Below are 25,792 nucleotides of genomic sequence, written 5' to 3'. Positions count from 1 at the left end.
CGCCCATCGTAGTGGACTCCGGGGCGTGCTGATGGCCCGGTGACGAGGTGTACCGCTGCGTGTCGCCCGCTACCCGCCGGCGGTGGCCTGGCAGGTCGTGTCGCTGCCGGTCTGGGACACTGCCCCGCCTGCCTGCGACGGCGGCGCCGCGGGCTTGGTACCGGTGGCGAAGTCCTCGCCGGCGTAGAGCTGGACGCCCTGCACCCCGGGGACCTGCTGCACGCTGGAGGCCGGCAGGCCGAACACCGCCGCAACGTCGGCGGCGACGTCCTCGAACCCGGCGCCGAAGTAGACCATGGTCTGCTGGCGCGCCTCGGCCGGTATGCGGGAGAGCTTCGTGAACCCGGCGTCGGAGAGGATCGTGCCGATCTCGGCGGCCCGGCTGGCGACGTTGGTGCCGTTGGCCACGGTGACCGGCTGCAGTGCCTTGTTGTAGGCGGGGGCGGCTGGGGCGCTGGAGGTTTCCGGGGCCGCGGAGGCCGGGGCGGGCTGGGACAGGTCAGGGCTGCGGCGGAGGGCGGCGAAGAGGTTGTCCGCCGCCGGCTCGTCCAGCGTCAGCCGGTTGGGATCCGACGGGGCCGGGACGGTGGGGGCGGTGATGAAGTTGACCTTGGCCGGATCGATGTTCTTCAACCGGTTCGCGAGGGTCAGCATGGTCGGGACCGAGGCGAGCCCGTCGTCGACCGTGAGGTTCTTGGTCATGGTGTCCGCGATGCTGAGCACCTTCTGCGGATCGCTGAGCGTGCCGTCGGCCTTCAGCTTGCGGGTCAGGGAGGCCAGGAAGGACTGCTGGGCCTTGATCCGGCCGAGGTCCCCGCCGTTGGCGAAGGCGTGCCGGGTACGCAGGAAGGCCAGGGCCTGCTCGCCCTGCACCTGGGAGGTGCCCTTGGGCAGCTTCAGGCCGGAGTCGGGGTCGTTGACGGCGGTGTCCACGCAGACGTCGACGCCGCCGACCGTGTTGGAGAGTTCCTTCACGGCGTTGAAGTCGGCCATCATGAAGTGGTCGATTTCCATGCCGGTGAGCTTGTTGACGGTGTCCACCGCGCAGCCGATGCCGGCCTCGGCCATGGCGGAGTTGATCATGACGCCGGAGCGGGCCGCGTGCTGTTCGTTGGTGGCGGTGTCCTTGCAGGCGGGGACGTCCACCAGCAGGTCCCGGGGGAAACTGACGACGTTGACGTGGTTGTTGTCCGCCGAGATGTCCAGCAGCATCATCACGTCCGACTGTCCGTAGCCGGAGGAGTCCGCCGTCGAGCCGTACTGGCCGTTCTTGCCGCTGCGGGTGTCGCTGCCCAGGACCAGGATCTGCAGCCGGTCCTTGCTGTCGTTGACCGGGCCCTCGGTGCGGACACCGCCGGCGCCGAGCGCCGAGGTGCTGATGTTGGACTGGAGCCGCCAGAGCCAGTAGCCGCCGAAAGCGATCACGCCCACGAGGAGCACGGCCGCGGTGATGCCGGTGATCTTGAGCCAGCGCGGCCGGCGGGGCCGCCGGTAGTTGCTGCTGCCCTCCACCAGGGTGCCGTAGCCCGGGTAGGGCTCAGGGGTCCCCTTGCCCGGGGCGGACGATTCGTGACGCAATGGAGCAACCTCTCAACAGACTCTCGAACCCGGCCATGATACTGGCCGCCGCTGGAGATTTGCCCTGAAAACGCCAGCGGCACCGGCCGGGGGTATCAAGTCCCCCGCCGGTGCCGCAGCCAATAAGCGGGTGGTTTCTCAGTCCACCTGGGCGGTCAGGCCGGCCGCCCGGACGGCGGTTGCGGCCGCCGTCTCATCGTTGTCCGAGGTGTCCCCGCTGATACCGACGGCGCCCAGCAGCGCGCCGTCCGCGTCGCGGATCAGGACCCCGCCGGGGACCGGGATCAGCCGGCCGCCGATCGCCGCGGCGGCCGCGGCGATGAAGTACGCCTGCTGTTCAGCGCGCGCCATGATCGAACGGGAGCCCATGCCCAGGGCCAGCGCCCCGTAGGCCTTGCCCTGGGCGATCTCGAAGCGGTTGTTCGACGCTCCGTCCTGGCGTGCGGCGGCGGTGACGTGGCCGCCGGCGTCCAGGACGACCACCGTGAGCGGCTTGAAGCCGTGCTCGGCGCCCGTGGCGAGGGCCTGGTCGATGATGGTCCGGGCGGTGTCCAGGGTCAGGGTCATGAGGCGTTCCTTGCGAGGTCGTTGGCGTGCTTGTGGGCGGCCCGGCGGCGGTGCAGCACGGGTTCGGTGTACCCGGAGGGCTGGGCGGCACCCTCGAGGACCAGTTCGCGGGCGGCGAGGAAGGCCTCGCCGTCGAACGCGGGGGACATCGGCTGGTAGCCGGGGTCGCCGTCGTTCTGCCCGTCGACGACGGCGGCCATCCGCCGCAGCGAGGCCTCCACCTCCTCCTGCGTCACGATGCCGTGGAGCAGCCAGTTGGCCACGTGCTGCGAGCTGATGCGGCAGGTGGCGCGGTCCTCCATCAGGGCGGTGCCGTGGATGTCGGGAACCTTGGAGCAGCCCACACCGTCGTTGACCCAGCGGACCACGTAGCCCAGGGTGCTCTGGATGTTGTTGTCCAGCTCGTTCCGGCGGTCCTCCGCGGACCAGCCGGCCGGCTCGCCCAGCGGGATGGTGAGCAGCTGGCGCAGGGTGGAGCGGCGCTTGCCGGCCAGTTCGGCCTGCCGGGCGTCGACGTCCACCTGGTGGTAGTGGATGGCGTGCAGCGTCGCCGCGGTGGGGGACGGGACCCAGGCGCAGTCCGCGCCGGCCTGCGGGTGGCCGGCTTTCTGAGCCAGCATGTCCGCCATGTTGTCCGGGGCGGCCCACATGCCCTTGCCGATCTGTGCGCGTCCGGCGAAGCCGCAGGCCAGGCCCGTGTCCACGTTGGACTCTTCGTAGGCCTTGATCCAGCTGGAGTTGCGCATATCCGCCTTGCGGACCATCGGCCCGGCGAGCATGGAGGTGTGGATCTCGTCGCCGGTGCGGTCCAGGAAGCCGGTGTTGATGAAGGCGACGCGGTCCCGGGCCTCGTTGATGCAGGCCTTGAGGTTGGCCGAGGTGCGGCGTTCCTCGTCCATGATGCCGATCTTCAGGGTCAGCGGCTCAAGCTTCAGCACCTTTTCGGCGCCGGCCAGCAGCGCGCAGGCCACGGCGACCTCCTCGGGGCCGTGCATCTTGGGCTTGACCACGTAGGCGGACCCGGCGCGGGAGTTCCGGCCGGCCGTGGCGCCACGCAGGTCGTGCACCGAGCCCAGTCCGGTGAACAGCGCGTCCAGGATCTCCTCGGGGACGGGCTGCCCGTCGGCGTCCAGGACGGCGTCGCTGGTCATCAGGTGGCCCACCTGGCGGATCAGCAGCAGGGAGCGGCCGGGCAGGACCAGCTCGGAACCGTCCGGGGCGGTGTAGCTGCGGTCCTCGTTCAGCCGGCGGGTGTAGCTGCGGCCGCCCTTGGACACCTCGGCGGTGAGTGTGCCCTGCATCAGTTTCAGCCAGTTGCGGTAACTCGTCAACCTTGTCGCCGCCGTCGACCGCAGCCACGGAGTCCTCGAGGTCCATGATGGTGGTCAGTGCCGATTCGAGGACGATGTCCTTGACGCCGGCCGGATCACCGGAGCCGATCGGGTGCCCGCGGTCCACCTGGATCTCGATGTGCAGCCCGTGGTGGACCAGCAGGATGGCTTCGGGCTGGTCCTCGCTGCCGCGGTAGCCGGCGAACTGGGCGGGATCGGCCAGGCCGGTGCTTCCCCGGGGGTCTCGGCGGCGAGCGCACCGTCGGTGATCCGGTAGGCCGTGACGTCGGCGTGGGAGCCGGAGGCCAGGGGAGTGTGCTCGTCCAGGAGCCGGCGGCCGAAGTCGACGACGGCGGCGCCGCGGACGGGGTTGTAGCCCTCCGTGTGCCCGCGGCCGTCGGCGTCGTCGATGGCGTCGGTGCCGTAGAGCGCGTCGTAGAGCGAACCCCAGCGGGCGTTGGCGGCGTTGGCGGCGAACCGTGCGTTCAGCAGCGGGACCACCAGCTGCGGGCCGGAGACGCTGGCGATCTCGCTGTCCACGCCGTCGGTGCTGATGCTGAAGTCGGCCGGTTCCTCCACCAGGTAGCCGATCGAGCGCAGGAACTCCTCGTACGCCTCGGGATCAATCTCCGCGCCGCCGTGCGTGCGGTGGTACTCGTCGATCTGCTGCTGCAGCCGGTCACGGACCTCGAGGAGTTCGCGGACGCGGGGAGAATTCGGCGATCAGGCCGGCCGCGCCGTCCCAGAACTCCTCGGCGTCGAGTCCGGTGCCGGGCAGCGCCTCGTCCCGGACGAAGGAGTACAGCTCCTCCGCGACGTGGAGTCCATTGGTCTCCAGGTGATTCGACATTCCGGTCACGCTCCGTTCAGTTGCTGTGGTGCATTGCGGGTGTCCCTGCGGGTGTCTTCGGCAGTTCCGTAATGCGGAAAGAAAATATCAATAAGTAAAAACTATCCAGCCCCGCGGCGGGCTGTCAACGCCTGTCCGCGGACCGTCGGCGGTGGTCCGACCATTCTGCGGCAAGCTGTTGACTGTGATGTGGATCGCACATATGGTCTATCCACACAATAAGAGATTTATTTCGCCATGCGGAAAACTTTCTTGTCACCCCGTGACGCCCGGGTCAGAGGCCCGCCACCACTCGTAAAACAAAGGAGTTTTTGTGAGTCCCAGGTTTGAGCCGTTTCAGCAGGTCGTAGACCCGATTGCCGGGTCCCTTGCTGTTTCCGCCGTGGTGGCCGCGCTGCCGCTGCTCCTCTTGTTCGTCCTCCTTGGCGTGTTCCGGGTCAGGGCGCCGAAGGCAGCCATCGCCAGCCTGCTGCTCTCGATTGTCCTGGCGATCGTGGGCTGGCATATGCCGATTGTCCAGGTCCTCAGCGCCACGGCCCAGGGCGCCTTCTACGCGATCTTCCCGATCCTCTGGATCCTCATCAACGCGCTGTGGGTCTACAAGCTGACCGTGGCCACCCCCTGGTTCGAGGCCCTGGGCCGGACCATCCGCTCCATCTCCAACGACCTGCGGATCCTGGCCATCCTGGTGGCGTTCTGCTTCGGCGCCCTGCTCGAGGCCCTCGCCGGCTTCGGCGCGCCGGTGGCCATCTCCGGCGCCATGCTGATGGCGGCCGGCATGAAGCCGCTGAAGTCGGCCATCGTCGCGCTGCTGGCCAATACCGCGCCCGTCGCGTTCGGGGCCATGGCCGCGCCGATCATCGCACTCAACGGCGTCACCAACATCCCGCTGCACGAGCTCAGCTCCATGGCCGGCCGGCAGACCCCGTTCGTCGCGGTCCTGGTCCCGCTGATCCTGGTCTTCATCGTCGACGGCAAGCGCGGCGTGCGCCAGACCTGGCCCGTCGCGCTGGTCTCGGGCGTCGTCTTCGGCGTGGCCCAGTTCCTGGCCTCGAACTTCCTGGTGGTGGAACTGACCGACGTGATCGCCGCGATCGCTACCGTGGCGGTCGTCCTGGTGATGCTCCGCTTCTGGCAGCCCGCCGAGATCGTCGGCATGCACAATGTCAAGGGCAGCGACGCCGCCGAAGCCGAGCTGGTGGGCGCCACGGCCACCGGCCGCACCGGCTACGGCACCTCCTCCGGCCTGGGCGGCGTCAGCCGCAACGGCCAGCCCGTTCCGGCTAACGCAGCCTCCTCCGGCGCCGCCGGATCGGACGCGGCAGGGACCGGCACGGACACGGTTGCCCGGCCGCCGGCCCGCGACGTGTGGATGGCGGTGGCCCCGTATCTGATCATCATGGCCGTCTTCTCCATCGCCCAGCTTCCCGGCGTCAAGAACTGGCTCACCGCCGTCGGCTCCGTCACCTTCGACTGGCCCGGCATCGACGCCGTCGACCCCTCCGGCCACCAGGTCTCCGCCCACAAGTTCAAGCTGGACCACCTCAAGGCCACCGGCACCCTGCTGCTGATCTCCGGCATCATCACCATGGTCCTGTACCGGCTCAAGCCGCTGCAGGGACTGCGGATCTACCGCGACACCCTCTTCCAGCTGCGCTGGACGATCGTCTCGGTGACCTCCGTCCTGGCCCTGGCGTTCGTCATGAACGTCTCCGGCCAGACCAACTCGCTCGGCTTCGCCCTCGCCTCCGCCGGCGGCTTCTTCGCCTTCCTCTCCCCGCTGCTGGGCTGGATCGGCGTGGCCCTCACCGGGTCCGACACCTCGTCCAACTCGCTCTTCGGCCAGCTCCAGGTCACCGCCGCGCAGCAGACCGGCCTCTCGCCGGTCCTGATGGCCGCGTCCAACTCCTCCGCCGGCGTGCTGGGCAAGATGCTCTCCCTCCAGAACCTCGCGGTGGCCTCCGCCGCCGTCGGCCTGGACGGGGCCGAGAGTGTCCTGTTCCGCAAGCTGCTCGGCTGGAGCCTCGGCCTGCTGGCCTTCATCACCATCCTCGTCCTGCTGCAGTCCACCCCGGTCCTGGGCTGGATGGTCCCCTAGGGACCCCGCCGCGCCGATCACCTCCTGCACCCCATAGAAAGCAGTCCCCGTGAGCACCACCGCCAATGACACCACCGCCATCCGTTCCGCCGCCGGCCTGATCGCCGCGGCACGGAACGGCTCCACCGAGGAGGCCGACCGCCGGAGCGTCAATACGGACCGCTCCGGCTACACGCCTGCGTCCCTGCCGGACGGCGTCGTGTACGCCACCGCCGTCGAGGACGTGGTGGACACCATGGTCCGGGCGACGGCGGACCGGATCCCCGTCGTCGCCCGGGGGCGGGGACCGGCCTCGCCGCCGGCTCCTCCGCCCAGGCGGGGGAGATCGTCCTGGACCTCTCGCGGATGAACCGGATCCTGCGCATCGATCCGCTGGAGCAGCTGATCGTCGTCGAACCAGGGGTGCTCAACGCCGAGGTCAACGCCGCCGCGGCCGAGCACGGCCTCTTCTATGCGCCGGATCCGGCGAGCACGGCCATCTGCTCGATCGGCGGCAACATCGCCACCAACGCCGGCGGCATGCGCTGCGCCAAGTACGGGGTCACCCGCGAATCCGTGCTGGCGCTCAAGGTGGTGTTGCCGGACGGCCGGATCCTGGAAACCGGCCGCGAGACCATCAAGGGCGTCACCGGCTACGACCTGAACGCGCTGTTCATCGGCTCCGAGGGCACCCTGGGCGTGGTGGTGGAGGCGACGCTGCGACTGCGGCCCATGCCGGTCTCCACCGCCACCGTGGCCGCCTACTTCCCGGACATCGTCGCCGCGGCCGAGGCGGCGTCGGCGATCATCGCCTCCCGCATCACGCCCTCGGTGCTGGAACTGATGGACGGGCCCACCCTCGCCGCCGTCGACGCCGCCCTCGGCACCGACTACCGCAGCCGGGGCGGAGCCTTCCTGCTCGCCCAGACCGACGGCTACGGCGCGTTCCTGGAACAGGACGTGCTGATCAAGGCGATCGAACCGTTCGCCACCTCCTACGAGAAGGCCACGGACCCGGACCACACCGCGGAGCTGCTCCGGGCCCGCCGCGAGGCCATCCCGTCCCTGGAACTGCTGGGCACCGTCTGCATTGGCGACGTCGGCGTTCCGCGCGGCCGGCTGGCCGAGATGGTCACCGGCATCGAGGAGATCTCCCGCCGCACCGGCATGCGGATCTTCACGGTGGCGCACGCCGCCGACGGGAACCTGCACCCGATGATCGTCCTGGACGAGGGACAGCCCTCCACCGAGGGCCCGGCGAAGGCCGCGCTGGCGCAGATGTTCGAGCTGGCCCGGAGCCTGGGCGGAACCCTGACCGGAGAGCACGGGGTGGGACTGCTCAAGCGCGACTGGCTGGTGGACGAACTGGGCAACGATTCCCTTGGGCTGCAGCACGCCATCAAGGGCGTCTTCGATCCGCTGGGCATCCTCAACCCGGGCAAGGGCATCTAGGAGACATCCATACGGGGGGCTCCGGGGGCGGGCGCCTGGCCCTGCGGTATCGTGGGCCTCGGAAACTTTCACGATGCGGATATTTCGCTCCGCGGGTGCGTTCACGCGGCGCGACGGGTGTCCACGCAGCGTAAGTACGGAGAAGGTGCCGGCCGGCGACGGCCGGCACCGTGGAGGAGGGGTGGCATGGCGGAACGGGCCGCAGGCGGCGTGCAATCGGTGGAGCGCGTCTTCGAGCTGCTGGAGCTGATCGCCGACGCCGGGGGAGAGGTGATGCTCAGCGAGCTCTCCTCGGCCACCGAGCTGCCGCTGCCCACCATCCACCGGTTGCTGCGGACGCTGGTGACGTTGGGCTATGTCCGCCAGTTGCCCAACCGACGGTATTCCCTGGGCCCGCGGCTGATCCGGCTGGGCGAGGGGCATCGAAGCAACTGGGTGTCCTCGCCCGGCCGCAGCTGAAGCCCCTGGTGGACCGACTGGGTGAGACCGCCAACGTGGCCATGCTGGACGGGGACATGGTGGTCTACGTCGGCCAGGTTCCCTCCCGGCACTCCATGCGGATGTTTACCGAGGTGGGCCGGCGCGCGCACCTGCACTCCACCGGCGTCGGCAAGGCGATCCTCGCCCAGCTCGACGACGAGCGGGTGCGGGCGATCGTCTCCCGGACCGGCATGCCGGCCGCGACGCCGAAGAGCATCGGCGACGTCGAGACCCTGCTGCAGGACCTGGACACCATCCGGCGCCGCGGCTACTCGATCGACGAGGAGGAACAGGAACTCGGGGTGCGGTGCTTCGCCGCCGCGGTGACCGACGCCCCGACGCCGATGGCGATCTCCGTTTCCGGCCCGGTCTCCCGCGTGGATCAGGCGTTCGCCGACCGAGCCGTCCCCCTGCTGCAGGAGGCCGCCGCCGCGATCTCGGCGGAACTGAGCCTCGCCTAGGCCCCTCGCGGGTCTGCTCCCGGGTCTACTCCGGACCGTCCCGACCTTCCGTCTGACCTTCTACCTGCGGTCGGAGCGCCGCGGCGTAGGACTCGAGCCGGTGCTGCATGTCCCAGTACGGGGTGGCTGACGGGGCGGTGCGTCCGTCCCGCAGGGCCGCGACCGACGCGACGGCGGCGTCCACCGCCGCGCGGTAGGGCAGTGACCCGGAACTGATGCGCCGCACCCCGAGCCCGCCAAGTTCCGCCACGGTCAGCGTGGGATGGGGCAGGACGTTCACCGGCAGCTCCAGGGCCCCGGTGATGGCCTCGATCTCGGCCGGGACCGCAAGCCCCGGGACGAAGATGCCGTCCGCCCCGGCGTCGGCATAGCGCCTGGCCCGTGCCAGCACGGCATCCACGGTCGGGTCCTCCTTGAACCACAGGTTGTCCACCCGGGCGTTGATGAACACGCCGGGGCAGCGCTGCCGGACGGCGGCGATCTTCGCGGCGGCGTCCTCCGGATCCACAAGGTGCCCGTCGAGGCTGTCCTCCAGGTTGATGCCGGCCACGCCCGCCTCCACCAGGCCCGCGACGAAATCGGCCGCCTCGCCGGGATCCGTGGAGTAGCCGTCCTCGACGTCGGCCGTCACTAACACCGGCAGCCGGCACAGCAGCGGCACCAGCGCCGCCGTCGCCGCCTTGCTGGCCCGCCCGCCGTCGGGATGCCCGGCGCTGGCCGCGACGCCGAAGCTGGTGGTGCCGATCGCCGGGTAGCCGTCCGCCAGGAAAGCCACGGCGGAGCCCACGTCCCACGCGTTGGGCAGCAGCAACGGTGACCCGCCGTGGTGAAGCTCCCGAAAGGTGTCCATGTGTCCTCCCCGCCGTTGTCCCCGCCGGTGCCCGGCCCTGGTATGGGTCTACGCCGACGCCCGGAGTCCGTCAACGGCTGTCAGGGTGTGCGGCTAGCATGGCCGCATGAACGAGACGACGAAGAACACCACCCGCACCGTGGCCGTGCTCGGCCTGGGCATCATGGGCGCCGCGATGGCCCGCAACCTGCTCCGCGCCGGCCTCGACGTCCGGGTCTGGAACCGTGACCCGGCCAAGACCGGCCCCCTGGCCGAGGACGGTGCGCACGCGGCCGCGACCCCGCCGAGGCTGTCGAGGGGGCCGACGTGGTCCTGACGATGCTCTACGACGCCGCTGCGGTGACGGAGGTGATCCGGCAGGCAGCCGCCGGCATCACGCCCGGCACGGCCTGGGTGCAGTCCACCACGGTGGGCGTCAACGACGCCGGTGCGCTGGCTGAGCTTGCCCGGGAGGTCGGGCTGGAGCTGGTGGAGGCGCCGGTCTCCGGCACCCGCGAACCCGCCGAGGCCGGCCAGTTGCTGGTCATCGCCGCCGGTGCGCCCACGGTCCGGGACACGGTGGCGCCGGTCCTGGACGCTATCGGGGCGCGCACCACCTGGACCGGCGAGGATGCCGCCGCCGGTACCGCCACCCGCCTGAAGCTGGTAGTCAACAGCTGGGTGATTGCGGCCTCCAACGCCACCGGCGAGATCCTGGCCTTGGCCGGGGCGCTCGGGGTGGAGCCGCAGCAGTTCCTCGACCTGATTGAGGGCGGCGGACTGGACCTGCCCTTCCTGCGGGGCAAGGCCGGCCTCATCCTCGGCGACAAGCTGGACCCGGCGTCGTTTGCCGTGGACACCTCGCTCAAGGACGCCCGGCTGATCCTCGCGGCGGCGGAGGAACAGGGTATCCGGCTCGACGGGACCGAGGCCGCGGCGGCCCGGCTGGAGCGGGTGGCCGCCCAAGGGCGGTCCAAGCAGGACATGGCCGCCGCGTACTACGCCAGCACGCCGGCGGACGGCGGGTCGGGGACTGACGGTAACCGTCAGGACCTGCCGGCCCAGGGATCGTAGTCGGCCAGCAGTTCTTCCTGCGGCGGCCGCCGGTCTTCCGGGATGTGCTGGAGGTTGATCCGGACCCGGTACCAGAGCGAGCTGGAGCCGCGCATCCCGTCGACCATGACGTCGGCGGGGTGCAGGGCCGCCGCCGTCCCGGCATGGCCCGCCTTCCACACCTCGAGGGCCGCGAGCGCCTCCGCCTTGGTCTTGGTCCTCGCCACCTCGATCAGCGGCATCACGGACTGGCGCCGGCCGGAGCCGTCCTTTGCGGCGACTCGCGGCGCCTTCTCCGCAGGGCCCAGCGCCTCGGCCAGATCCAGCAGGGCCGCCAGGCTGCCGGCGGCCTCATCGATGCCCGCATGCGGGTCGCCGCCCCTCGCGTACCGGTCCGGAACGGTCAGCACGGTGAACTGTTCCGGACGGGCGGACGGCACCTCCTGCCATGTCAGCGGCGCTGACACCCGGGCGTCGGCCAGCGGCCGCACCGAGTAGGCGGAGGCCACGGTGCGGTCCTTGGCGTTCTGGTTGAAGTCGACGAAGACGCTCTCACCGCGTTCCTCCTTCCACCAGCGGGCGGTTGCCAGGCCCGGGGCCCGGTTCTCCACCTCCCGGGCCAGGGCCTCGGCGGCGAGGCGCACCTGCGGATAGGACCAGTCCGGCGTGATGCGAACCAGGATGTGCAGGCCGCGGGAGCCGCTGGTCTTCGGCCATCCCACCAGTCCGACGTCGTCGAGCACGCCCCGGGCGATCAGCGCGGTGTCGACGATCTGCTCCCACCCGACGCCCGGCATCGGGTCCAGGTCGATCCGCAGCTCGTCCGGGTGCTCGAGGTCCGTGGCCCGGACGGGGTGCGGGTTCAGGTCGAGGCAGCCGAGGTTGACCAGCCAGGCCAGCCCGGCGGCGTCCCGGATCACGGCCTCCTCCGCGGAGGTCCCGGAGGCGTAGTGCAGGGTGGCGGTATCGATGAAGTCCGGGTGGTTCTCCGGGACCCGCTTCTGGAAGAACGGCTCCGCGTCGATGCCCTTGGGGAACCGCTTGAGGACCATCGGCCGGCCGGCCGCGCCGCGGAGGGCGCCGTCGGCGACGGCGAGGTAATAGTGCACCAGGTCCAGCTTGGTCAGCCCCGGCCCGGGAAAGACCACCTTGTCCGGGCTGGAGATGCTCACCTCGTGCCCGGCCGCAGTGATGATCTCTGGCGGAGTCTTCGACGGGCTCATGCGGCCACGCTAGCAACGTTTCCGTGCCCCAACCAGAGGCCGCCGCGGCGGGCTGCCAGCCGGCCATCAGGTTCTGCCGGGATAATTCGCAGTCAGCAACGGTAGACACCACGTGCGCCCGGTCCGCGGGCTGCGCCGGCGGTGACGAAGGAGGATTCCCTATGTCCGAGCAGGAAAACCCGTCGGCGGTCCCGGAGGGTACGGCACCGTCCGCCACAGGACCGTCCGCCACGAGGCCGGCGACTACGCCGGCGTTGGCCACCCCGTCCCGGAATCCGGCGCCGGAGCCCACCGCGCCCGCGAAGGGCCCGGCGGCCCTCTGGTCCGACGGGCTGGGCCGCGCCGGGACCCGGGCCGCCCAGGTGCTGCTGCTGGTGGGCCTGGCGTGGGTGGTGATCCGGGTCCTGACCCTGGTGCCGCTCGTGGTCATTCCGGTGCTCCTGGCGGTCATCCTGGCCGCCGCCATCTCCCCGTTGGTGCGCTGGCTCGCCGGCCACGGCTGGCCGCGGGCCCTGGCGGTCCTGACCTCCTTTGTCGCGGTCCTGGCCGTGTTCGGCGGCGTGGTCACCGCCGTCGTCGCCCTGGTACGGATGCAGTTCAAGGAGCTGGTGACCCGCGCACTGGCCGGAATCGACCAGCTGCACGCCTTCCTGAATAACGGGCCGGTCCCGGTCTCGGACCAGGAGCTCGCCAACGCCAAGGAGTCGGTGCAGAAGTTCTTCAGCAGCGGCAACCTGGGCTCCGACGCCCTCACCGGCCTGCGCACCGGCGGGGAGATCCTCGCGGGCATGGTCCTGATGGCCGTCATCCTGTTCTTCTTCCTCAAGGACGGCGCCGTGATCCGCGGCTTCCTCTTCGGATTCCTCCCGGCCCGGCACCGTGACCGGGCGCACCGCGCTGCCGCGGCCAGCACCCGCGTCCTCGGCGGCTACGTGCGGGGGACAGCGCTGATCGCCGCGATCGACGCCGCCATTGTCGCCGTCGCGCTGTTGATCCTCGGCGTCCCCCTGGCGGTGCCCCTGGCGGTCTTCGTCTTCATCGGCGGATTCATCCCGATCATCGGCGCCACCGCCGCCGGCAGCCTGGCCGTGCTGGTAGCCCTGGTCTCCAACGGCCCGGTTCCCGCCGTCGTGGTCCTCGCCGTGCTGGTGGGCGCCAACCAGCTCGAACACCACGTGCTGCAGCCGCTGCTGATGGGCAAGGTACTGAACATCCACGGGCTGGTAATCCTGCTGTCCCTGGCCGCCGGGACCATGCTCGCCGGGGTCATCGGGGCCCTGCTGGCGGTGCCGCTGGCCGCCGTCGGCTGGACCATCATCAAGGTCTGGACCGGCCGCGACGCAGTCGACCAGCGGGCAACCGGCCAGTTGTCACCCGGCCAGGCGGCGGCCGTTCAGTAGACCAGCCGTCCAGCGGGCCCGTTCAGGGACACTACTCCGAACGCGCGTCAGTACGTCGCTGCGTTCGAGAGGATCAGCGGCGGCTGCGGTGCCTGGTTGAAGTCGAACGCCTTGGTCAGGTCGCCCAGCAGGGGGCTGTTCTCCCGCACGCTGGGCCTGCCGTCGGGGCGCCCGTCGGTGGCGGGGTCGATGCGCTGGCCGTGCAGGAAGTCGTCCTCGATGAACTTGATGTAGGCGTCGTGGCTGGCGGTCTGGTGGTCGATGTAACCCTTCCGGGCGTACGGGCTGATGATCAGCCCGGGCACCCGGAGCCCGTAGCCGTTCACGTCCGCCACGGGCGGGGCTACGTGGTCGTAGAAGCCGCCCCAGTCGTCCCAGGTCAGGAAGATCGCGGTGCTGTCCCAGTCCGGGCCGGACATGACGGCGTTGACCAGTCCTGCCACGTAGGCCTGGCCGGCGGCGATGCTGTTGGGCGCGTGCTCGCTGACCTTGTCCGTGGGGGCCACCCAGCTGACGGCCGGCAGGGTGCCCTGCTTGGCGGCGTCGTAGAAGTTCCCCAGAGCCTGGATGTTCCCCAGCTCGCCGTCCTGCTTCACCGTGTCGAAGTACAGCAGTGGATTCCAGAGGCCCGGCGTCTTGGCGTCCTGTTTCACCGGGGCGCAGGTCGCGGCGTCGTCCCGGCAGTCCGGTTCGGTGCCGTTGAAAACGTAATAGGCCCAGGGGACGTGCTGCTGGTGCAGCAGGTAGGTCAGGTCCGTCCAGGCGTAATCGGGGAGTTCGAGCTTCTTGGCGGCGTCGCTGAGTTTTTCTTCAGCGCGTCCGGGACCTGGGCGGCGTCCACGGCGGCCTGGCAGCTGGGGTAGGAGTCGGTGGGCTTGCAGCTGGCGCTGATCAGCTGGTCGATTTCGGCGGCCAGGTCAGGGCTGATCCCGGCCGCCTTGAGCGCATCCTGGCACGGCTGCAGGTCCAGGCCGGTCTGGCACTTGCCGATCAGGGTGTTGCGGATGATCTCCGGGTCGGGTCCGCTTTCCGGGTTTTGGAGTTCGTTGACGCACGACGACGGGTCCCCGGCCTTGCTGCACTTAGCGGACCATTCCGAGACGAGGTAGAGGTGGGCGGGCAGGCTCCAGGCCGATGCCGCGGCGAAGAGGTGGTCCTGCAGGGTGAAGTTCTGGGCGTAGGCCCAATAGTTCGGCAGGTCGCTGCCGTCGTGGTACCCCATGATGTCGGTGGCCTTGGAGTTGTACTGGCACGCCGTTGCCGTGGCGGAGCAACCGGAGAGCCCCTTCTCCGCCTGGGCCACGAAGCCGTCCATCGCGCCGCCGTTGACGTCGGCGAGCTCGTCGGAGTGGCTGTGCGGCGCCCCCGCATTGTTGACCTCAGGGTTGTGGTACGGCCGGATGCAGCCGCCGCGGCCCGGATCGGGCAGGCAGACCGACGGCCTCCCGTCCTGCATGGGGATCCCGTCCGCCCCGGGGTAGGTGCCGAAGTAGCTGTCGAAGGACCGGTTCTCCTGGGTGATGATCACCACGTGCTTGATCTTGGCGATGCCCTGGGGCGGTGTCTGCAGCAGTTGAAGTCCGCCCACGACGTTTCCGATCAGCCCGGTGCCGCCCATTCCGGCGCCGGCGAGCACCGCCACCAGCACCAGCAGAGCCACGGTCGAGCCGGCGGCGATCACCAGGCGGCGCCGCCCGAACCGGCCGAGGCGGCCTCGGAGGATGCGCTGGCTCATGACTTCCCCTGGGATCCGGAGCGGTAGACGTCGCTGCCGAAGGCGTTGACCCCGGGCTCGGCCGCGCCGGCCAGGCGGGGCAGGCCGAAGATGTCTTCCATGCTGGCCAGCAGGCTGTAGTGGTTGTACGCCCGGTCCGAGCTGGCGCCCGGGACCGTGAACGGCGAGAGCACCAGGGCCCCGACCTTGCCTCCCGCCGTGCCGCCGGTGACGCCCGACGACGGTCCGACGGCGCCGCCGTCGGCCTCGTCGAAGGTGATCACCAGCATCCCGTCCTGCTGGTAGGCGGGGGAGGCGAGGATTGCCGGGACCTGGCTCTTCAGCCAGGCGTCGGCGGTGCCGAGGCCGCCCGCGGTGCCGTCCACGCAGGGGCTGTCGTGGCCGTCGTGGCAGAGGTTTGGCGTGATGTAGGACAGGTTCGGGGTGGTGGCGGCGGAGGTGAGGTCATGCGCCAGCGACGAGTAGTTGACGACGTTCCGGCCGCAGCTGGAGCCGTCCGTGATGGAGCGGAAGTAGACGAACGGGTTGTGCCGGGTGGCGTACTGGTCGCCGGCGGAGGCGGCGACGTGGGTGTCCACGGCGCCCGTTTCAGGGTGCTCGCACGGGGTGGCCATGTCCTCCATGTAGCCGCGCCAGGTCTTGTGCGCCGCGTCCAGTTGGCCGGCGAGGGTGGGAACGTCGGCCGGGAAGAGGCACCCGTCGCCCAGCAGTTGGCCCTGGGAGTCCAGCCCCGTGCCGCTGAACGGCGTGTAGGTGTGGCAGTCATGTTCGGTGCTGGTGTTGGGCGGCTGGCCGGAGATCTGGGCGAGGTAGTTCGGCAGCGAGTTGTGGGAGATGCCGTAGTAGCTGTCCAGCAGGACGCCCTGGGCGCGCAGGGTTCCGGACAGATACGGGGCCGGGGAGCCGCTGTCCCAGACCCGGTCGAAGCCCTTGTTCTCGAGGTTGATCACGAAGATGTGCCCGGGGGTCCCGGTCCGTTGCGGGGCGGCCGCGGGGCCCTGGCAGGCCGTGACCGCGGTAAGGAGCAGGGCGAGGAGGAAGGCGGCCCGTGCAGTGCGGCGGTGCGCGCTCCGGTGGGGAAGCAGGGTCACGGTCAGCTCCTCTCGGACTGCCGGGGACGCCGTGTCCGCGCCTCCGGGCGGGAGGAGCAGCGGGGTACCCGGTTCAAAAACTGTGCCATGCCGCGGGGGCCTCATTCCCGCGTTAAGTCTGTGAGTTCCCCATGAATTTCGGTGGCCCGAAAATTGCGGGGCCGTCCCCGGCTACTCGGCGGTGGGCCGGCGGCGCTGCTGCTTCGTCGCGGAGCGCAGTTTTTCCCGGCCAGCCGCCGCCGGGTGGAGCCGCGCGTGGGGGAGGTTTTGCGCCGGGCAGCGGGCCCGGGCGCCAGCGCCTCCGCCACCAGGTGCGCCAGACGGGCCGCGGCGGCCTCCCGGTTGCGGAGCTGGGACCGGCGCTCGGAGGCGGCGACGGTCAGGACACCGCCGGTCAGCCGGCCTTCCAACCGGCGCGCCAGCAACTCCCGCTGGTCCTCCCGCAGCGAGGGCGATCCGGTGATATCCCAGGACAGTTCCACCCGGCTGTCCGAGGTGTTCACGTGCTGGCCGCCGGGGCCGGAGGAACGCGAGAACCGCCAGCGCAGTTCCGACTCCGGGATTGTCAGGGAATGGTTCACCTCCAGGTCCATGCCACCAGCGTGTCACAGAACAGCGGGCCGTCGGCGAAACGATTGACGGGGCGACCCGGAGCCGCACCCGCCGCCGTCGGGCTACTCAACCGGCCGTCCGCCCTGCGGTGCGGCGTGGCGCGGGGCCGGGTGCGGCGTGTAATCTCTGAACACGGCGATGGATCCCGCCGGAACGGCCTGCACTCCGCACCCCGTTCGAACCGCCTCCTGGCTGATGGTTCCTGCCTTTGCACCAACGAAGGTGGGTGACCCGTGCTGACAGCCGCGTCGCCGCGACGCCTCACACAGACGCCACAGGACAGGAGCATCATGACACCTACAGGACCCGTCCCCGGTCCGGCGGACCCCGCCGCCGGGCAGCATTCCGCTTCCGAACACACCTCCGGCCCCGTCGATCGCATCGCCGGGCCCGTCGTCATGGGCGCGGTCCCGGGACAGCCCCAGGCCGTCGCCCACCGGGCCGCCGAGCTTGCCCTCAGCCTGGGTGTTCCCCTGATCTGCGCCTACGTGGATGTCACCAGCTACCTCGCCGACGACCCCGGCGGCCGCCGTCCTAATGATCCCAGCGGCGCCCGGCCGATCGATCCCGACGGCATCGACGACGACGTCGAGGGGATCGCCGCGGCGCTGAAGGCCCGGCTGGGGGAGACCCTGGACGCCGGCGGCGTGCCCTGGTCCTTCGTCGCCCTGGCCGGGGACCCCGCGCGGGCACTCGGCCGGCTCGCCGAGGCCAGCGGCGCCTCGATCATCGTCGTCGGGACGCGGGAGCGCGGCCTCGGCGCCCGCTTCGAGGAGCTGTTGGTCGGCTCGGTGGCGGTGCACCTGACCCACCGCCAGCACCGCCCTGTCCTGGTGGTCCCGCTCGCCCCGCAGCCCCGGCACCAGGCGCGGGAGGACCGGTAATGGAACCCCGCACCCCGGACACCGTCCCCGCCGCCCGGCCGGACGGCACCCACGCCGTCGCCCCCGGCACCGGACACTCCGCGCAGGAGCCGGCACGCAGCCGACGCCCGCTGCACCTGCACCCGGGCTTCCTGCTGCTGGTGGTGGCCGGCGGGATCGCCGGGACGCAGGCCCGCTACGGCCTCGGCTCCGTCCTGCCCGCCCCCGGCGGCTGGCCGCTGCCCACGCTCGTGATCAACCTGGCGGGGGCATTCCTGCTGGGCCTGCTGCTGGAGGCCCTGATCCGCCGGGGCCCCGACGCCGGACGGCTGCGCGTCATGCGGCTGCTCCTGGGTACCGGGTTCATGGGCGCCTTCACCACTTACAGCACCCTGGCCCTGGAAAGCAACGGACTGCTCGCCGCCGGCCGCTCCCTCGACGCGCTGGCGTACGTGGGAGCCTCCCTGGTGGTCGGTTTCCTCGCCACCTTCGCCGGCATCCGGCTGGCCTCCGCGCGGCAGGGGGCACCCGAATGAGCCTGGTCACCGTCGCCCTGCTGGGCCTGGCCGGCGGCCTCGGCGCAGCCTCCCGGTTCCTGCTGGACGGACTGATCCGCAGCCGGGTCCGCGCCGCCCTCCCCGTGGCCACCATCGTCATCAACGTCACCGGCTCCTTCCTCCTCGGCCTGATCGCCGGAGCTGTCGGAGCCCACGCCGCACCGGCGGAACTCCAGCTGATCGCCGGGACCGGGTTCCTGGGCGGCTACACCACCTTCAGCACCGCCAGCTTCGAGACGGTGCGCCTGGTCCAGTCCGGCCGGTCCGGGCTGGCGCTGGTCAACGGCCTCGGCACGGCCCTCGCCGCGGTCGGTGCGGCCGCCGCCGGCCTTGTCCTGGGCGGGCTGCTGTGAGCTCCTCCGGCCAGCCGGCACAGGCCGCGCCGGCAACGGCCGCGCGCCGGGAAAACCGGTTCGGCCCGATGGGCTTCGTCCTGTCCTTTGGTGTGGTCAGCATGCTGGCCGACGTCGTCTATGAGGGCGCCCGCGCCATCACCGGACCGTACCTGGCCACGCTCGGCGCCAGCGCCGTGATGGTCGGCTTCATCACCGGCGTCGGCGAGGCCGTGGCGCTGGTCCTCCGGCTCGGAACCGGGCCGCTGGCGGACCGCACGCGCAAGTACTGGCCGCTGACCATCACCGGGTACGCCCTGACCGCCGTCGCCGTCCCGCTGCTGGCCCTCGCCGGGTCCCTCTGGCAGGCCTCCGCCCTGGTGATCACCGAACGCTTCGGCAAGGCCGTCCGGACCCCGGCGCGCGACACCATGCTCTCCCACGCCGGGGCGACGCTGGGCCGCGGCCGGGCCTTCGCGATCCACGAGGCGCTGGACCAGTCCGGCGCGCTGGTGGGCCCGCTCCTGGTAAGCCTGATGATCGCGGTTTCCGGCTACCAGCTCGGCTTCGGCGTCCTGGCCATCCCGGGCGCGCTGGCCATCGCCGCGGTCGTCCTGCTCCGGCGCTTCGTCCCGGCCCCCGAGCGGTTCGACGCCGGCCTGGCCGGCGACGGCGAGGCCGCCAATGCAGCCGCCCGCGTGATAGTGCCCGCGGCACCGGCCGTCCCGCACGCCGCTGCCGGCCCGGTTCTGGTGGTACAGCGGCTTCACCGCCGTGTCCATGTTCGGGTTCTCCACCTTCGGCGTGGTCTCCTACCACCTGGAGGTGGAGAAGGTGCTGGCGCCGGCGCTGATCCCCGTGACCTACGCCGTGTCGATGGGCGCGGCGGCCCTCGCGGCGCTGGCCTCGGGCGCGCTGTATGACCGGATCGGATTGCGTGGACTGCTGGTGGCCCTGCCGCTCACCGCCGCCGTGCCGTTCCTGTCCTTTTCGGACTCGCCAGCCCTGGTGTGGGCCGGGGCGGCGGTCTGGGGCGCGGCGCTCGGCATTCACGAATCCACCCTGCGCGCCGCCGTCGCGGACCTGGTCCCGGCCGCCCGGCGCGGCACCGGGTACGGGATTTTCACCGCAGTCTATGGCCTCGCCTGGCTCGCGGGCTCGACCATCATTGGCGCCCTCTACGCGACGTCCCCTGCGGGGCTGGCGGTCTTCACGATCGCCACCCAGGTGGCCGCCCTGCTGGTCTTCATCCCGCTGCTGCGTTCCGGCGCGGGACGGCCCGCCGCGCCGGCGTAGGCGCCTATCCTGCCGGGTCGGCGGCGAGTTCGCGCTTGAGGATCTTGCCGCTGGGACCCAGCGGCAGTTCATTCAGCAGCCGGATGATGCGCGGGTACTTGTAAGCGGCCAGCTGCGAGCTGGCGAACTCGACCAGTTCGGCCTCCGTCACCGTGGCCCCGGCGTCGAGCACGATCGCCGCGGCAACCTCCTGGCCGTGGACCTCGTGCGGGACACCATAGACGGCGGCGCTGACCACCTGCGGGTGGGTCAGCAGCAGCTCCTCGACCTCCCGCGGGTAGACGTTGTAGCCGTTGCGGATGATCATGTCCTTTTTGCGGTCCACGATGGTGAGGTAGCCGTCGTCGTCCTTGGTGCCCAGGTCGCCGGTGCGGAACCAGCCGTCGACGACGGCCTCCGCGGTGGCCTCGGGACGGTTCAGGTAACTCCTTCATCAGCAGGTGGCCGCGGACCACCAGTTCGCCGAGCTCGCCGTTGGGCAGAAGTTCGATGCTCTCCACGGTCTCGGCCCGGGCGATCTCGATGTCCACGCCCCAGATCGGGATGCCGATGGTGCCCGGCCGCGGCGTCATGCCGACGTGGTTGAACGCCGCGACCGGGGAGGTCTCGGTCAGGCCGTAGCCCTCGTGGATCTCGACGCCGAACACGTCGCGGAACCGGTCCATCACCGCCAGCGGCAGCGACGCGCCGCCGGAGATGCCGTAGCGCAGGTCCGCCGGCCGCACCGACGTCGACTTCGCGGCCTCCAGCAGCGCCACGTACATGGTGGGCACCCCGACGAAGACGTTGACCTTGTGCTTGGCCACGAGCTCCAGGGCGCCCTGGCCGGTGAACCGCGGCAGCAGCACCACGGTGGCGCCGGCGCGCAGCCCGGCGTTCAGGACCACGGTCTGGCCGAAGGTGTGGAAGAGCGGCAGGCCGCCGAACAGCACGTCCCCGGGCTTGAAGTCCATCACGCTGGTCAGGATCACGGAGGTCTGCTCCACCAGTGCGAAGTGGGTCCCCAGCGCCCCCTTGGGCTTGCCCGTGGTGCCGGAGGTGTAGAGGATCGTGGCGGTGTCCGAGGGCCGGCAGGGTTCGTAGCTGCGGATCGGTTCCGCCGCGGCGGCTTCCGCCTCGAGCCGGGGCAGGTCCCCGCCCTCGGGCGACATGACCGTCAGGACGTCGACGCCGCTGGCCGCGGCCCCGGCGGCGCCCTCGGCCAGGAGGGCGTCGGCGCAGATCATCAGCCGCGCGCCGCTGTCCTGCAGGACGTACTCGATTTCGCGGGCCTTGAGCAGGGCGTGCACCGGCACCACGATCGCACCGAGGGACAGCACCGCGTAGTACACGCGGGCGAAGTCCGGCACGTTCGGGATCAGCACGGCGACGGCGTCGCCCGGGCCGATGCCGCGGGCGCGCAGGGCGCCGGCGTACTCGCGGGTCTGCCGCCAGAGATCGCCGTAGCTGGTCCGGTCCTCCCCGACGATCAGGGCCGTGCGGTCCGGGGAGCGGCGGGCGGATTCCGCCAGGATCGCCGCGACGGAAATGGTGGCGAAACCGTCGCCGCTGGTGGTGTTGGTCATGTCCTGCTTCTTCGTCTGAGGGGGTGGTTAGGCTTTGAGGACCAGGGCGTCGCCCTGGCCGCCGCCGCCGCAGAGGGCGACGACGCCGGTGCCGCCGCCGCGGCGCTTTAGGGCGAGTGCCTGGTGCAGGACCAGGCGGGCCCCGGAGGCGCCGACGGGGTGGCCGAGGGCGATCGCGCCGCCTTCGGCGTTGACGACGTCGGTGTCGATGCCCAGGTCGTTGGCGGACTGGATCAGCACGGAGGCGAAGGCCTCGTTGATTTCCACCAGGTCCAGGTCCTTGGCGTGCAGCCCCTCCTGGGCGAGGGCGCGGTCGATGGCCCGGGCCGGCTGGGAGTGCAGGGAGCCGTCCGGACCGGCGGTCTGGCCGTGGGCGCCGATCTCGGCGATCCACTCGAGGCCAGCGGCGATCGCGGCTTCCTTGCTGGCGATGACGAGGGCCGCGGCGCCGTCGGAGAGCGGCGAGGCGGAGCCGGCGGTGATGGTGGCGGCGGCGCCCTTGGAGAACGCCGGGCGCAGCTGCGCGAGGGACTCCGCGGTGGTGTCGGCGCGGATGCCCTCGTCGTGCTCCAGGGTCAGGGCCGGGCCCTTGCGCTGGGGCACCTCGATCGGGGCGATTTCCTCGGCGAGGATCCCGGCGGCGCGGGCGGCCTCGGCGCGCTGGTGCGAGCGGGCCGCGACGGCGTCCTGTTCCCCGCGGCTGATCTGCCGTTCGACGTTGCCGGCGTCCGTGGCCTCGCCCATCAGCTTGCCGCTGACCGGGTCCTGCAGGCCGTCGTGGTTCAGGGAATCGAGCATGGGCGCGTCGCCGATCACGACGCCGGCGCGCAGTCCGGGGACCAGATGCGGGGCGTTGGTCATGGATTCCTGGCCGGCGGCGACGATGAAGTCGGCCTCCCCGGCGCGGATCATCCGGGCGGCGTCGATCACGGCGGTGAGCCCGGAGAGGCAGAGCTTGTTGATGGTGACGGTGGGGACGTCCCAGCCGATGCCGGCGGCGAGGCTGGCTTGGCGGGCCGGGCCCTGGCCTGCGCCGGCCTGGATGACCTGGCCGACGATCACGGCGCCGACCTGTTCGGGGGCGACGCCGGTGCGCGCCAGTGCGGCGCGGATGGCGTGGGCGCCCAGTTCGCTGGAGGAGAAGGCGGACAGGCCGCCGCGGAAGCGGCCGAAGGGGTGCGGGCGCCTCCGAGGATGACCGGGGTGATGGCGTTCTGGTTCATGGGTGGGTCCTTTGGTGGGTGGCGTCTGTCTGGGGACGGCGGATCAGGCGAAGAAGTGGACGGGTCAGGCGAAAGCGGAGGTGCCGGTGATGCCGCGCCCGATGATGAGCGCCTGCATGGTCTCGGTGCCTTCGTAGGTGTGGATGGCCTCGATGTCGGCCAGGTGGCGGGCGACGCGGTTGGCCAGCAGGATGCCGTTGCCGCCGAGCAGGTCGCGGGCGTTGGAGGCGATGCCGCGGGCCAGCCGGGTGCAGGTGTACTTGGCCAGCGCGGCCTGTTCGGCGGTCAGGGTGCCGGCCTCGTCCAGCCGGGTCATCTGCATGACCATCAGCTGCATGGTGGAGAGCTCGCTGAGCATGCGGGCCAGCCGTTCCTGCACGATCTGGGAGGAGGCCAGCGGGCGGCCGAACTGCTTGCGCTGCTTGGCGTACTGGACGGCGGTCTCGTAGCAGGCGGTGGCGTGGCCGACGGCGGACCAGGCGACACTCAGCCGGGTGGCCAGGAGGACGCGGGCGGTGTCCTTGAAGGTGCGGGCGCCCGGCAGGATGTTCTCCTCCGGAACGAAGACGTTCTCCAGCCGGATGTGGGCCTGCCAGATGGCGCGCAGGGCAAGCTTGCCCTCGATGGTGGTGCCGGTGTAGCCGGGGGAGTCCTGCGGGACGAGGTAGCCGTGGACCTGCCCGTCCTCGCCGCGGGCCCACACCACGCTGAGGCCGCCGATGGAGCCGTTGCCGATCCACTTCTTCTCGCCGTTGAGCAAGACGCCGCCGTCGGTGGTGGTGGCGGTGGATTCCAGGCCCACGGAGTCGGAGCCGTGGGTGGGTTCGGTGAGGGCGAAGGCGGCGTACTCGGTGCCCTCGGCGATCGGGGCCAGCCAGCGCCGCTTCTGCTCTTCGGATCCGCATTCTGCGACCGAGCGGAGGGCCAGGCCGCCCTGCACGGCGATCATCGTGGCGACAGAGCCGTCGCCGCGGCTGATCTCCATGGTGACCAGGCCGGCGGCCATGCTGCTCATCGGGGCGTGGCCCTCGACATCGATCCCGTCGCGCAGCAGGTCCAGTTCGCCGAGGCGGCGCAACAGGTGCACGGGGTATTCGGCGCGTTCCCAGTAACCGTCGATCACCGGCAGGACCTCGTCCTGGACGAAGCCGCGGGCGCGGTCCCAGTAGGCGCGGTCCTCGTCGCTGATGCCGGTGAAGAGGGCTGCCGGGTCGGTTCCCAGCGCTTCGGTCAGGAGGTAATCCGGCTCGACGGTGCCAGCGGGGAAGCCGGCGGGGACGGTGCTGGAGTTTTCGGTGGCCGCGGAGGCGGGCGACGTCGTCGTCATGTGCGTGGTGGTCCTCGTCGATAGCGTCGGCGGCTGTGCGCCGCCCGTGGCGTGGCTCACACCATGTCGATCAAGGATGCAATGAAACGCAGTTCCACGTCAAGAAACTCCGTTCCAATTCGGCGCGTCGGCGGGGGACTTGTCAGGGGAGCGCGTCGCGGACGGCGCGCGCCACGTCGTCCTTGTCCGCGGTTCCGGCGATCACGGTCACCACCACGGTGCTGGCGGCCGCTGCCGGAGCGGTGCCGAGAAGGACCGGCCGGAACAGGGCGGAGAGTCCGCGGAGTTCCCCGGCGAGTTCGCCCACCCGCCGGGCGTCGGCGTCCTCCCGTTCGCCGGCGTCCTCGGTCGCCGGCGAGCGCAGCCACTGGCGGAGAAAGGCGTTGTGGACGGCAACGACGGCGGCCGCGTAGGCGACGGCGGTGTGCTCACGGTGATCCGCGGCGGCCGGTTGGTCACCCGTGCCGGCGGCGGCGGAGGCGGCGGCCGGCAGCCGGTCCAGCAGGTGCACGAGGAAGGCGCGCTCGTACCGGTGCGAGGTGACCAGTTCCCGGTCCCGGAGCGAGGGCACGGCCTGCATCAGTTCGTAGCGTGCCCGGGACGTTTCGCGGTGGCGCAGGTGGTGCTCGAACACCAGCAGGGCGGCATCCTCGACGGCGGCGAGCGGATCCTGCCGGGAGTCGGCCAGGCGGCCGGTGACCTGCGCCAGGATCCGTTCGTGGTCGGCGAAGACCACGTCCTCCTTCGACCCGAACTTGCGGAAGAAGGTGCTGCGGCTCATCCCGGCGGCTTCGGCGAGTTCCTCCACTGAGGTGGCGTCGAAGCCCTGCCGGGCCAGCAGCCCGATGGCGGCGGCCGCCGGGCTGTCGGCGTCGTGGGTCACGGGCTGGCTGGTCATGGCCCGAAAGTAGCACACCGCCGCGTCGGAGCCCCGCCCGGCCGTGCGTCAGCGGCGCTCCGCAGGTCCGCCGGGTTCCTGGCTGGTCGGCGGAATGAGGCGCCCCATCAGGGGCCCGGCCCCGCTGCCCGGAGCCGGCGTGTAAACCACCAGGTGAAGGTCCGGCCGGTCCGAGGGAGAGAGCTGATGGTGTTCCAACTTCAGTGTGCCGACGCTCGGGTGGTGGAAGACCCTCTCCCGCGATTCGAAGCCAAGAATGTCGTACCGGTCCCAGCCCTCCTTGAACTCCGGGCTGGCGGACTTGAGCCGTTCCACCAGGTTCCTGACGTCCACGTCGCCCAGGCGCTGCCCGGTTTCGGCACGGAACTCGGCCAGGAACCGCTGGCTGGTCACCTCCCAATCCGGCAGGAGGTCCCGCACGTAGGGGTCGGTGAAGACGAGCCACAGCAGGTTCCGGTCGGCGGAGGGCACGGTGGCGATGTTGGGGAAGAGGGCCGCGTAGGCGCTGTTCCAGCCCGCGATGCCCCAGTCCGGGAACAGGGCGAACGACGGGTTCGGGTCCAGGGCGTCGAGCAGGCGCTGGAGATGGGCGGGGGCGGTGGCGGCCGCGGCGGGCCCCGGCCCGACGGCGGCGTAGCCCCCGAGGGAGAGGACGTAGTCCAGCCCGGCGTCCGAGAGATGCAGGGCCCGGCCGACAGCCTCGAGGACCTGGCGGGACGGAGTGATGTCCCGTCCCTGCTCCAGCCAGGTGTACCAGGTCACGCTGACGCCGGAGAGGAACGCTACCTCCTCGCGGCGCAGGCCCCGCTCACGGGTGCGGGACAGGGGTGGGAGGCCGTAATCCATCCGGACGGCTTGGTTTCTGCGGGCCCGGAGGAAGAGCCCCAGTTCTTTGCGACGATCGGCGTTCTGCACCCCGAAATACTATTACTCTGGTACTCCTGCTACTAGTATCAAGGCCGTCTTCACCCCGGCCGCGGCGCGGTGCAGGA

At 71.1% G+C, this 25,792-nt stretch carries 21 protein-coding genes, 6 pseudogenes and 1 riboswitch; of the genes and pseudogenes, 12 read left to right on the top strand and 15 right to left on the bottom strand.

Annotated features, from left to right (window positions below):
- Window positions 1–69 precede the first annotated feature (69 nt).
- The 4 genes and pseudogenes from ACRQ5B_RS15115 to ACRQ5B_RS15100 form a co-directional block, all read right to left on the bottom strand.
- Entirely contained in the window at window positions 70–1,578 is a 1,509-nt protein-coding gene (locus ACRQ5B_RS15115; RefSeq protein ID WP_432395241.1) for an LCP family protein, read from the bottom strand.
- 138 nt (window positions 1,579–1,716) lie between these two features.
- On the bottom strand, window positions 1,717–2,145 hold the full coding sequence (locus ACRQ5B_RS15110; RefSeq protein ID WP_290258002.1) for a GlcG/HbpS family heme-binding protein: 429 nt from the start codon (window positions 2,143–2,145) through the stop codon (window positions 1,717–1,719).
- Window positions 2,142–3,446 (bottom strand): malate synthase G, encoded by a 1,305-nt coding sequence (locus ACRQ5B_RS15105; protein ID WP_432395237.1) that lies wholly within the window; start codon window positions 3,444–3,446, stop codon window positions 2,142–2,144. The genes ACRQ5B_RS15110 and ACRQ5B_RS15105 overlap by 4 nt, the downstream gene beginning before the upstream one ends.
- A 241-nt stretch (window positions 3,447–3,687) precedes the next feature.
- Window positions 3,688–4,326: pseudogene (locus tag ACRQ5B_RS15100) on the bottom strand (malate synthase G); the annotation flags it as partial.
- 313 nt (window positions 4,327–4,639) lie between these two features.
- Here ACRQ5B_RS15100 and ACRQ5B_RS15095 point away from each other — a divergent pair.
- The 4 genes and pseudogenes from ACRQ5B_RS15095 (at window position 4,640) to ACRQ5B_RS15080 (ending at window position 8,796) form a co-directional block, all read left to right on the top strand.
- Window positions 4,640–6,424, top strand: a complete 1,785-nt coding sequence (locus ACRQ5B_RS15095) for an L-lactate permease (protein ID WP_412882831.1) — start codon at window positions 4,640–4,642, stop codon at window positions 6,422–6,424.
- A 49-nt stretch (window positions 6,425–6,473) separates the two neighbouring features.
- Window positions 6,474–6,773, top strand: coding sequence for a hypothetical protein (locus ACRQ5B_RS15090; protein WP_432395234.1), 300 nt, complete (start codon window positions 6,474–6,476; stop codon window positions 6,771–6,773).
- Window positions 6,749–7,855 carry an FAD-binding oxidoreductase gene (locus ACRQ5B_RS15085; RefSeq protein WP_432398783.1) on the top strand — a complete coding sequence of 369 codons (1,107 nt, stop codon included), beginning with the start codon at window positions 6,749–6,751 and terminating at the stop codon, window positions 7,853–7,855. Before ACRQ5B_RS15090 ends, ACRQ5B_RS15085 begins: the two co-directional genes overlap by 25 nt.
- Before the next feature lie 186 nt (window positions 7,856–8,041).
- Window positions 8,042–8,796, top strand: a pseudogene (locus ACRQ5B_RS15080) (IclR family transcriptional regulator).
- Between the two features lie 25 nt (window positions 8,797–8,821).
- On the opposite strand, the gene ACRQ5B_RS15075 reads toward ACRQ5B_RS15080, so the two are convergent.
- A complete protein-coding gene (locus ACRQ5B_RS15075; RefSeq protein ID WP_432395231.1) occupies window positions 8,822–9,646 on the bottom strand; it encodes an isocitrate lyase/PEP mutase family protein in 825 nt (274 codons plus the stop codon).
- A gap of 106 nt (window positions 9,647–9,752) precedes the next feature.
- On the opposite strand from ACRQ5B_RS15075, the pseudogene ACRQ5B_RS15070 reads away from it, so the two are divergent.
- Window positions 9,753–10,192 (top strand): annotated as a pseudogene (locus tag ACRQ5B_RS15070) (NAD(P)-dependent oxidoreductase); the annotation flags it as partial.
- Between the two features lie 12 nt (window positions 10,193–10,204).
- Window positions 10,205–10,699 carry an NAD-binding protein gene (locus ACRQ5B_RS15065; protein WP_432398782.1) on the top strand — a complete coding sequence of 165 codons (495 nt, stop codon included), beginning with the start codon at window positions 10,205–10,207 and terminating at the stop codon, window positions 10,697–10,699.
- Here ACRQ5B_RS15065 and ligD read toward each other — a convergent pair.
- A complete protein-coding gene (gene ligD, locus ACRQ5B_RS15060) occupies window positions 10,672–11,901 on the bottom strand; it encodes a non-homologous end-joining DNA ligase (RefSeq protein WP_412882836.1) in 1,230 nt (409 codons plus the stop codon). The genes ACRQ5B_RS15065 and ligD overlap by 28 nt on opposite strands.
- A gap of 161 nt (window positions 11,902–12,062) precedes the next feature.
- Between ligD and ACRQ5B_RS15055 the strand changes: the two genes are divergently transcribed.
- Window positions 12,063–13,301 carry an AI-2E family transporter gene (locus ACRQ5B_RS15055; protein WP_432395224.1) on the top strand — a complete coding sequence of 413 codons (1,239 nt, stop codon included), beginning with the start codon at window positions 12,063–12,065 and terminating at the stop codon, window positions 13,299–13,301.
- A 47-nt stretch (window positions 13,302–13,348) separates the two neighbouring features.
- Here the strand turns inward: ACRQ5B_RS15055 and ACRQ5B_RS15050 are convergent, their stop codons facing one another.
- From ACRQ5B_RS15050 to arfB, 4 genes and pseudogenes are all read right to left on the bottom strand, one after another.
- A complete protein-coding gene (locus ACRQ5B_RS15050) occupies window positions 13,349–14,053 on the bottom strand; it encodes an alkaline phosphatase family protein (RefSeq protein ID WP_432398781.1) in 705 nt (234 codons plus the stop codon).
- Window positions 14,050–15,036: an alkaline phosphatase family protein gene (locus tag ACRQ5B_RS15045; protein ID WP_432395221.1), complete on the bottom strand. Its 987-nt coding sequence runs from the start codon at window positions 15,034–15,036 to the stop codon at window positions 14,050–14,052. The genes ACRQ5B_RS15050 and ACRQ5B_RS15045 overlap by 4 nt, the downstream gene beginning before the upstream one ends.
- On the bottom strand, window positions 15,033–16,127 hold the full coding sequence (locus ACRQ5B_RS15040) for an alkaline phosphatase family protein (protein ID WP_432395218.1): 1,095 nt from the start codon (window positions 16,125–16,127) through the stop codon (window positions 15,033–15,035). Before ACRQ5B_RS15040 ends, ACRQ5B_RS15045 begins: the two co-directional genes overlap by 4 nt.
- Before the next feature lie 171 nt (window positions 16,128–16,298).
- A pseudogene (arfB, locus tag ACRQ5B_RS15035) lies at window positions 16,299–16,720 on the bottom strand (alternative ribosome rescue aminoacyl-tRNA hydrolase ArfB).
- Window positions 16,721–16,864: 144 nt separating this feature from the next.
- Window positions 16,865–16,951: riboswitch (Fluoride riboswitch) on the top strand.
- Between the two features lie 78 nt (window positions 16,952–17,029).
- Between arfB and ACRQ5B_RS15030 the strand changes: the two are divergent.
- Genes ACRQ5B_RS15030 through ACRQ5B_RS15010 form a run of 5 tightly spaced genes read left to right on the top strand, consistent with a single transcriptional unit; the run spans window position 17,030 to window position 19,787 of the window.
- Window positions 17,030–17,623, top strand: coding sequence for a universal stress protein (locus ACRQ5B_RS15030; RefSeq protein ID WP_432395215.1), 594 nt, complete (start codon window positions 17,030–17,032; stop codon window positions 17,621–17,623).
- Window positions 17,623–18,138 carry a fluoride efflux transporter FluC gene (locus ACRQ5B_RS15025; protein WP_432395213.1) on the top strand — a complete coding sequence of 172 codons (516 nt, stop codon included), beginning with the start codon at window positions 17,623–17,625 and terminating at the stop codon, window positions 18,136–18,138. The genes ACRQ5B_RS15030 and ACRQ5B_RS15025 overlap by 1 nt, the downstream gene beginning before the upstream one ends.
- Window positions 18,135–18,512: a fluoride efflux transporter CrcB gene (gene crcB, locus ACRQ5B_RS15020; RefSeq protein WP_432395210.1), complete on the top strand. Its 378-nt coding sequence runs from the start codon at window positions 18,135–18,137 to the stop codon at window positions 18,510–18,512. The genes ACRQ5B_RS15025 and crcB overlap by 4 nt, the downstream gene beginning before the upstream one ends.
- Window positions 18,509–19,414, top strand: coding sequence for an MFS transporter (locus ACRQ5B_RS15015; RefSeq protein WP_432395207.1), 906 nt, complete (start codon window positions 18,509–18,511; stop codon window positions 19,412–19,414). The genes crcB and ACRQ5B_RS15015 overlap by 4 nt, the downstream gene beginning before the upstream one ends.
- Window positions 19,296–19,787 carry an MFS transporter gene (locus ACRQ5B_RS15010; protein ID WP_432395205.1) on the top strand — a complete coding sequence of 164 codons (492 nt, stop codon included), beginning with the start codon at window positions 19,296–19,298 and terminating at the stop codon, window positions 19,785–19,787. The genes ACRQ5B_RS15015 and ACRQ5B_RS15010 overlap by 119 nt, the downstream gene beginning before the upstream one ends.
- Before the next feature lie 4 nt (window positions 19,788–19,791).
- Here ACRQ5B_RS15010 and ACRQ5B_RS15005 read toward each other — a convergent pair.
- The 5 genes and pseudogenes from ACRQ5B_RS15005 to ACRQ5B_RS14985 form a co-directional block, all read right to left on the bottom strand.
- Window positions 19,792–21,352 (bottom strand): annotated as a pseudogene (locus ACRQ5B_RS15005) (long-chain-fatty-acid--CoA ligase).
- A gap of 27 nt (window positions 21,353–21,379) precedes the next feature.
- Window positions 21,380–22,575: pseudogene (locus ACRQ5B_RS15000) on the bottom strand (acetyl-CoA C-acetyltransferase).
- Window positions 22,576–22,639: 64 nt separating this feature from the next.
- Complete coding sequence (locus ACRQ5B_RS14995) at window positions 22,640–23,902, bottom strand: acyl-CoA dehydrogenase family protein (RefSeq protein WP_432398780.1); 1,263 nt, start codon at window positions 23,900–23,902, stop codon at window positions 22,640–22,642.
- A 142-nt stretch (window positions 23,903–24,044) separates the two neighbouring features.
- Window positions 24,045–24,800: a TetR/AcrR family transcriptional regulator gene (locus tag ACRQ5B_RS14990; RefSeq protein ID WP_432395202.1), complete on the bottom strand. Its 756-nt coding sequence runs from the start codon at window positions 24,798–24,800 to the stop codon at window positions 24,045–24,047.
- A 48-nt stretch (window positions 24,801–24,848) separates the two neighbouring features.
- Window positions 24,849–25,715, bottom strand: a complete 867-nt coding sequence (locus tag ACRQ5B_RS14985; RefSeq protein WP_432395199.1) for a helix-turn-helix transcriptional regulator — start codon at window positions 25,713–25,715, stop codon at window positions 24,849–24,851.
- Window positions 25,716–25,792 lie beyond the last annotated feature (77 nt).

It is taken from the genome of Pseudarthrobacter sp. L19 (genome assembly GCF_050859435.1).
Taxonomy (GTDB): domain Bacteria; phylum Actinomycetota; class Actinomycetes; order Actinomycetales; family Micrococcaceae; genus Arthrobacter.
Note: the sequence above shows the minus strand (reverse complement) of the source record. Positions and strands in the feature narration are given on the sequence as shown.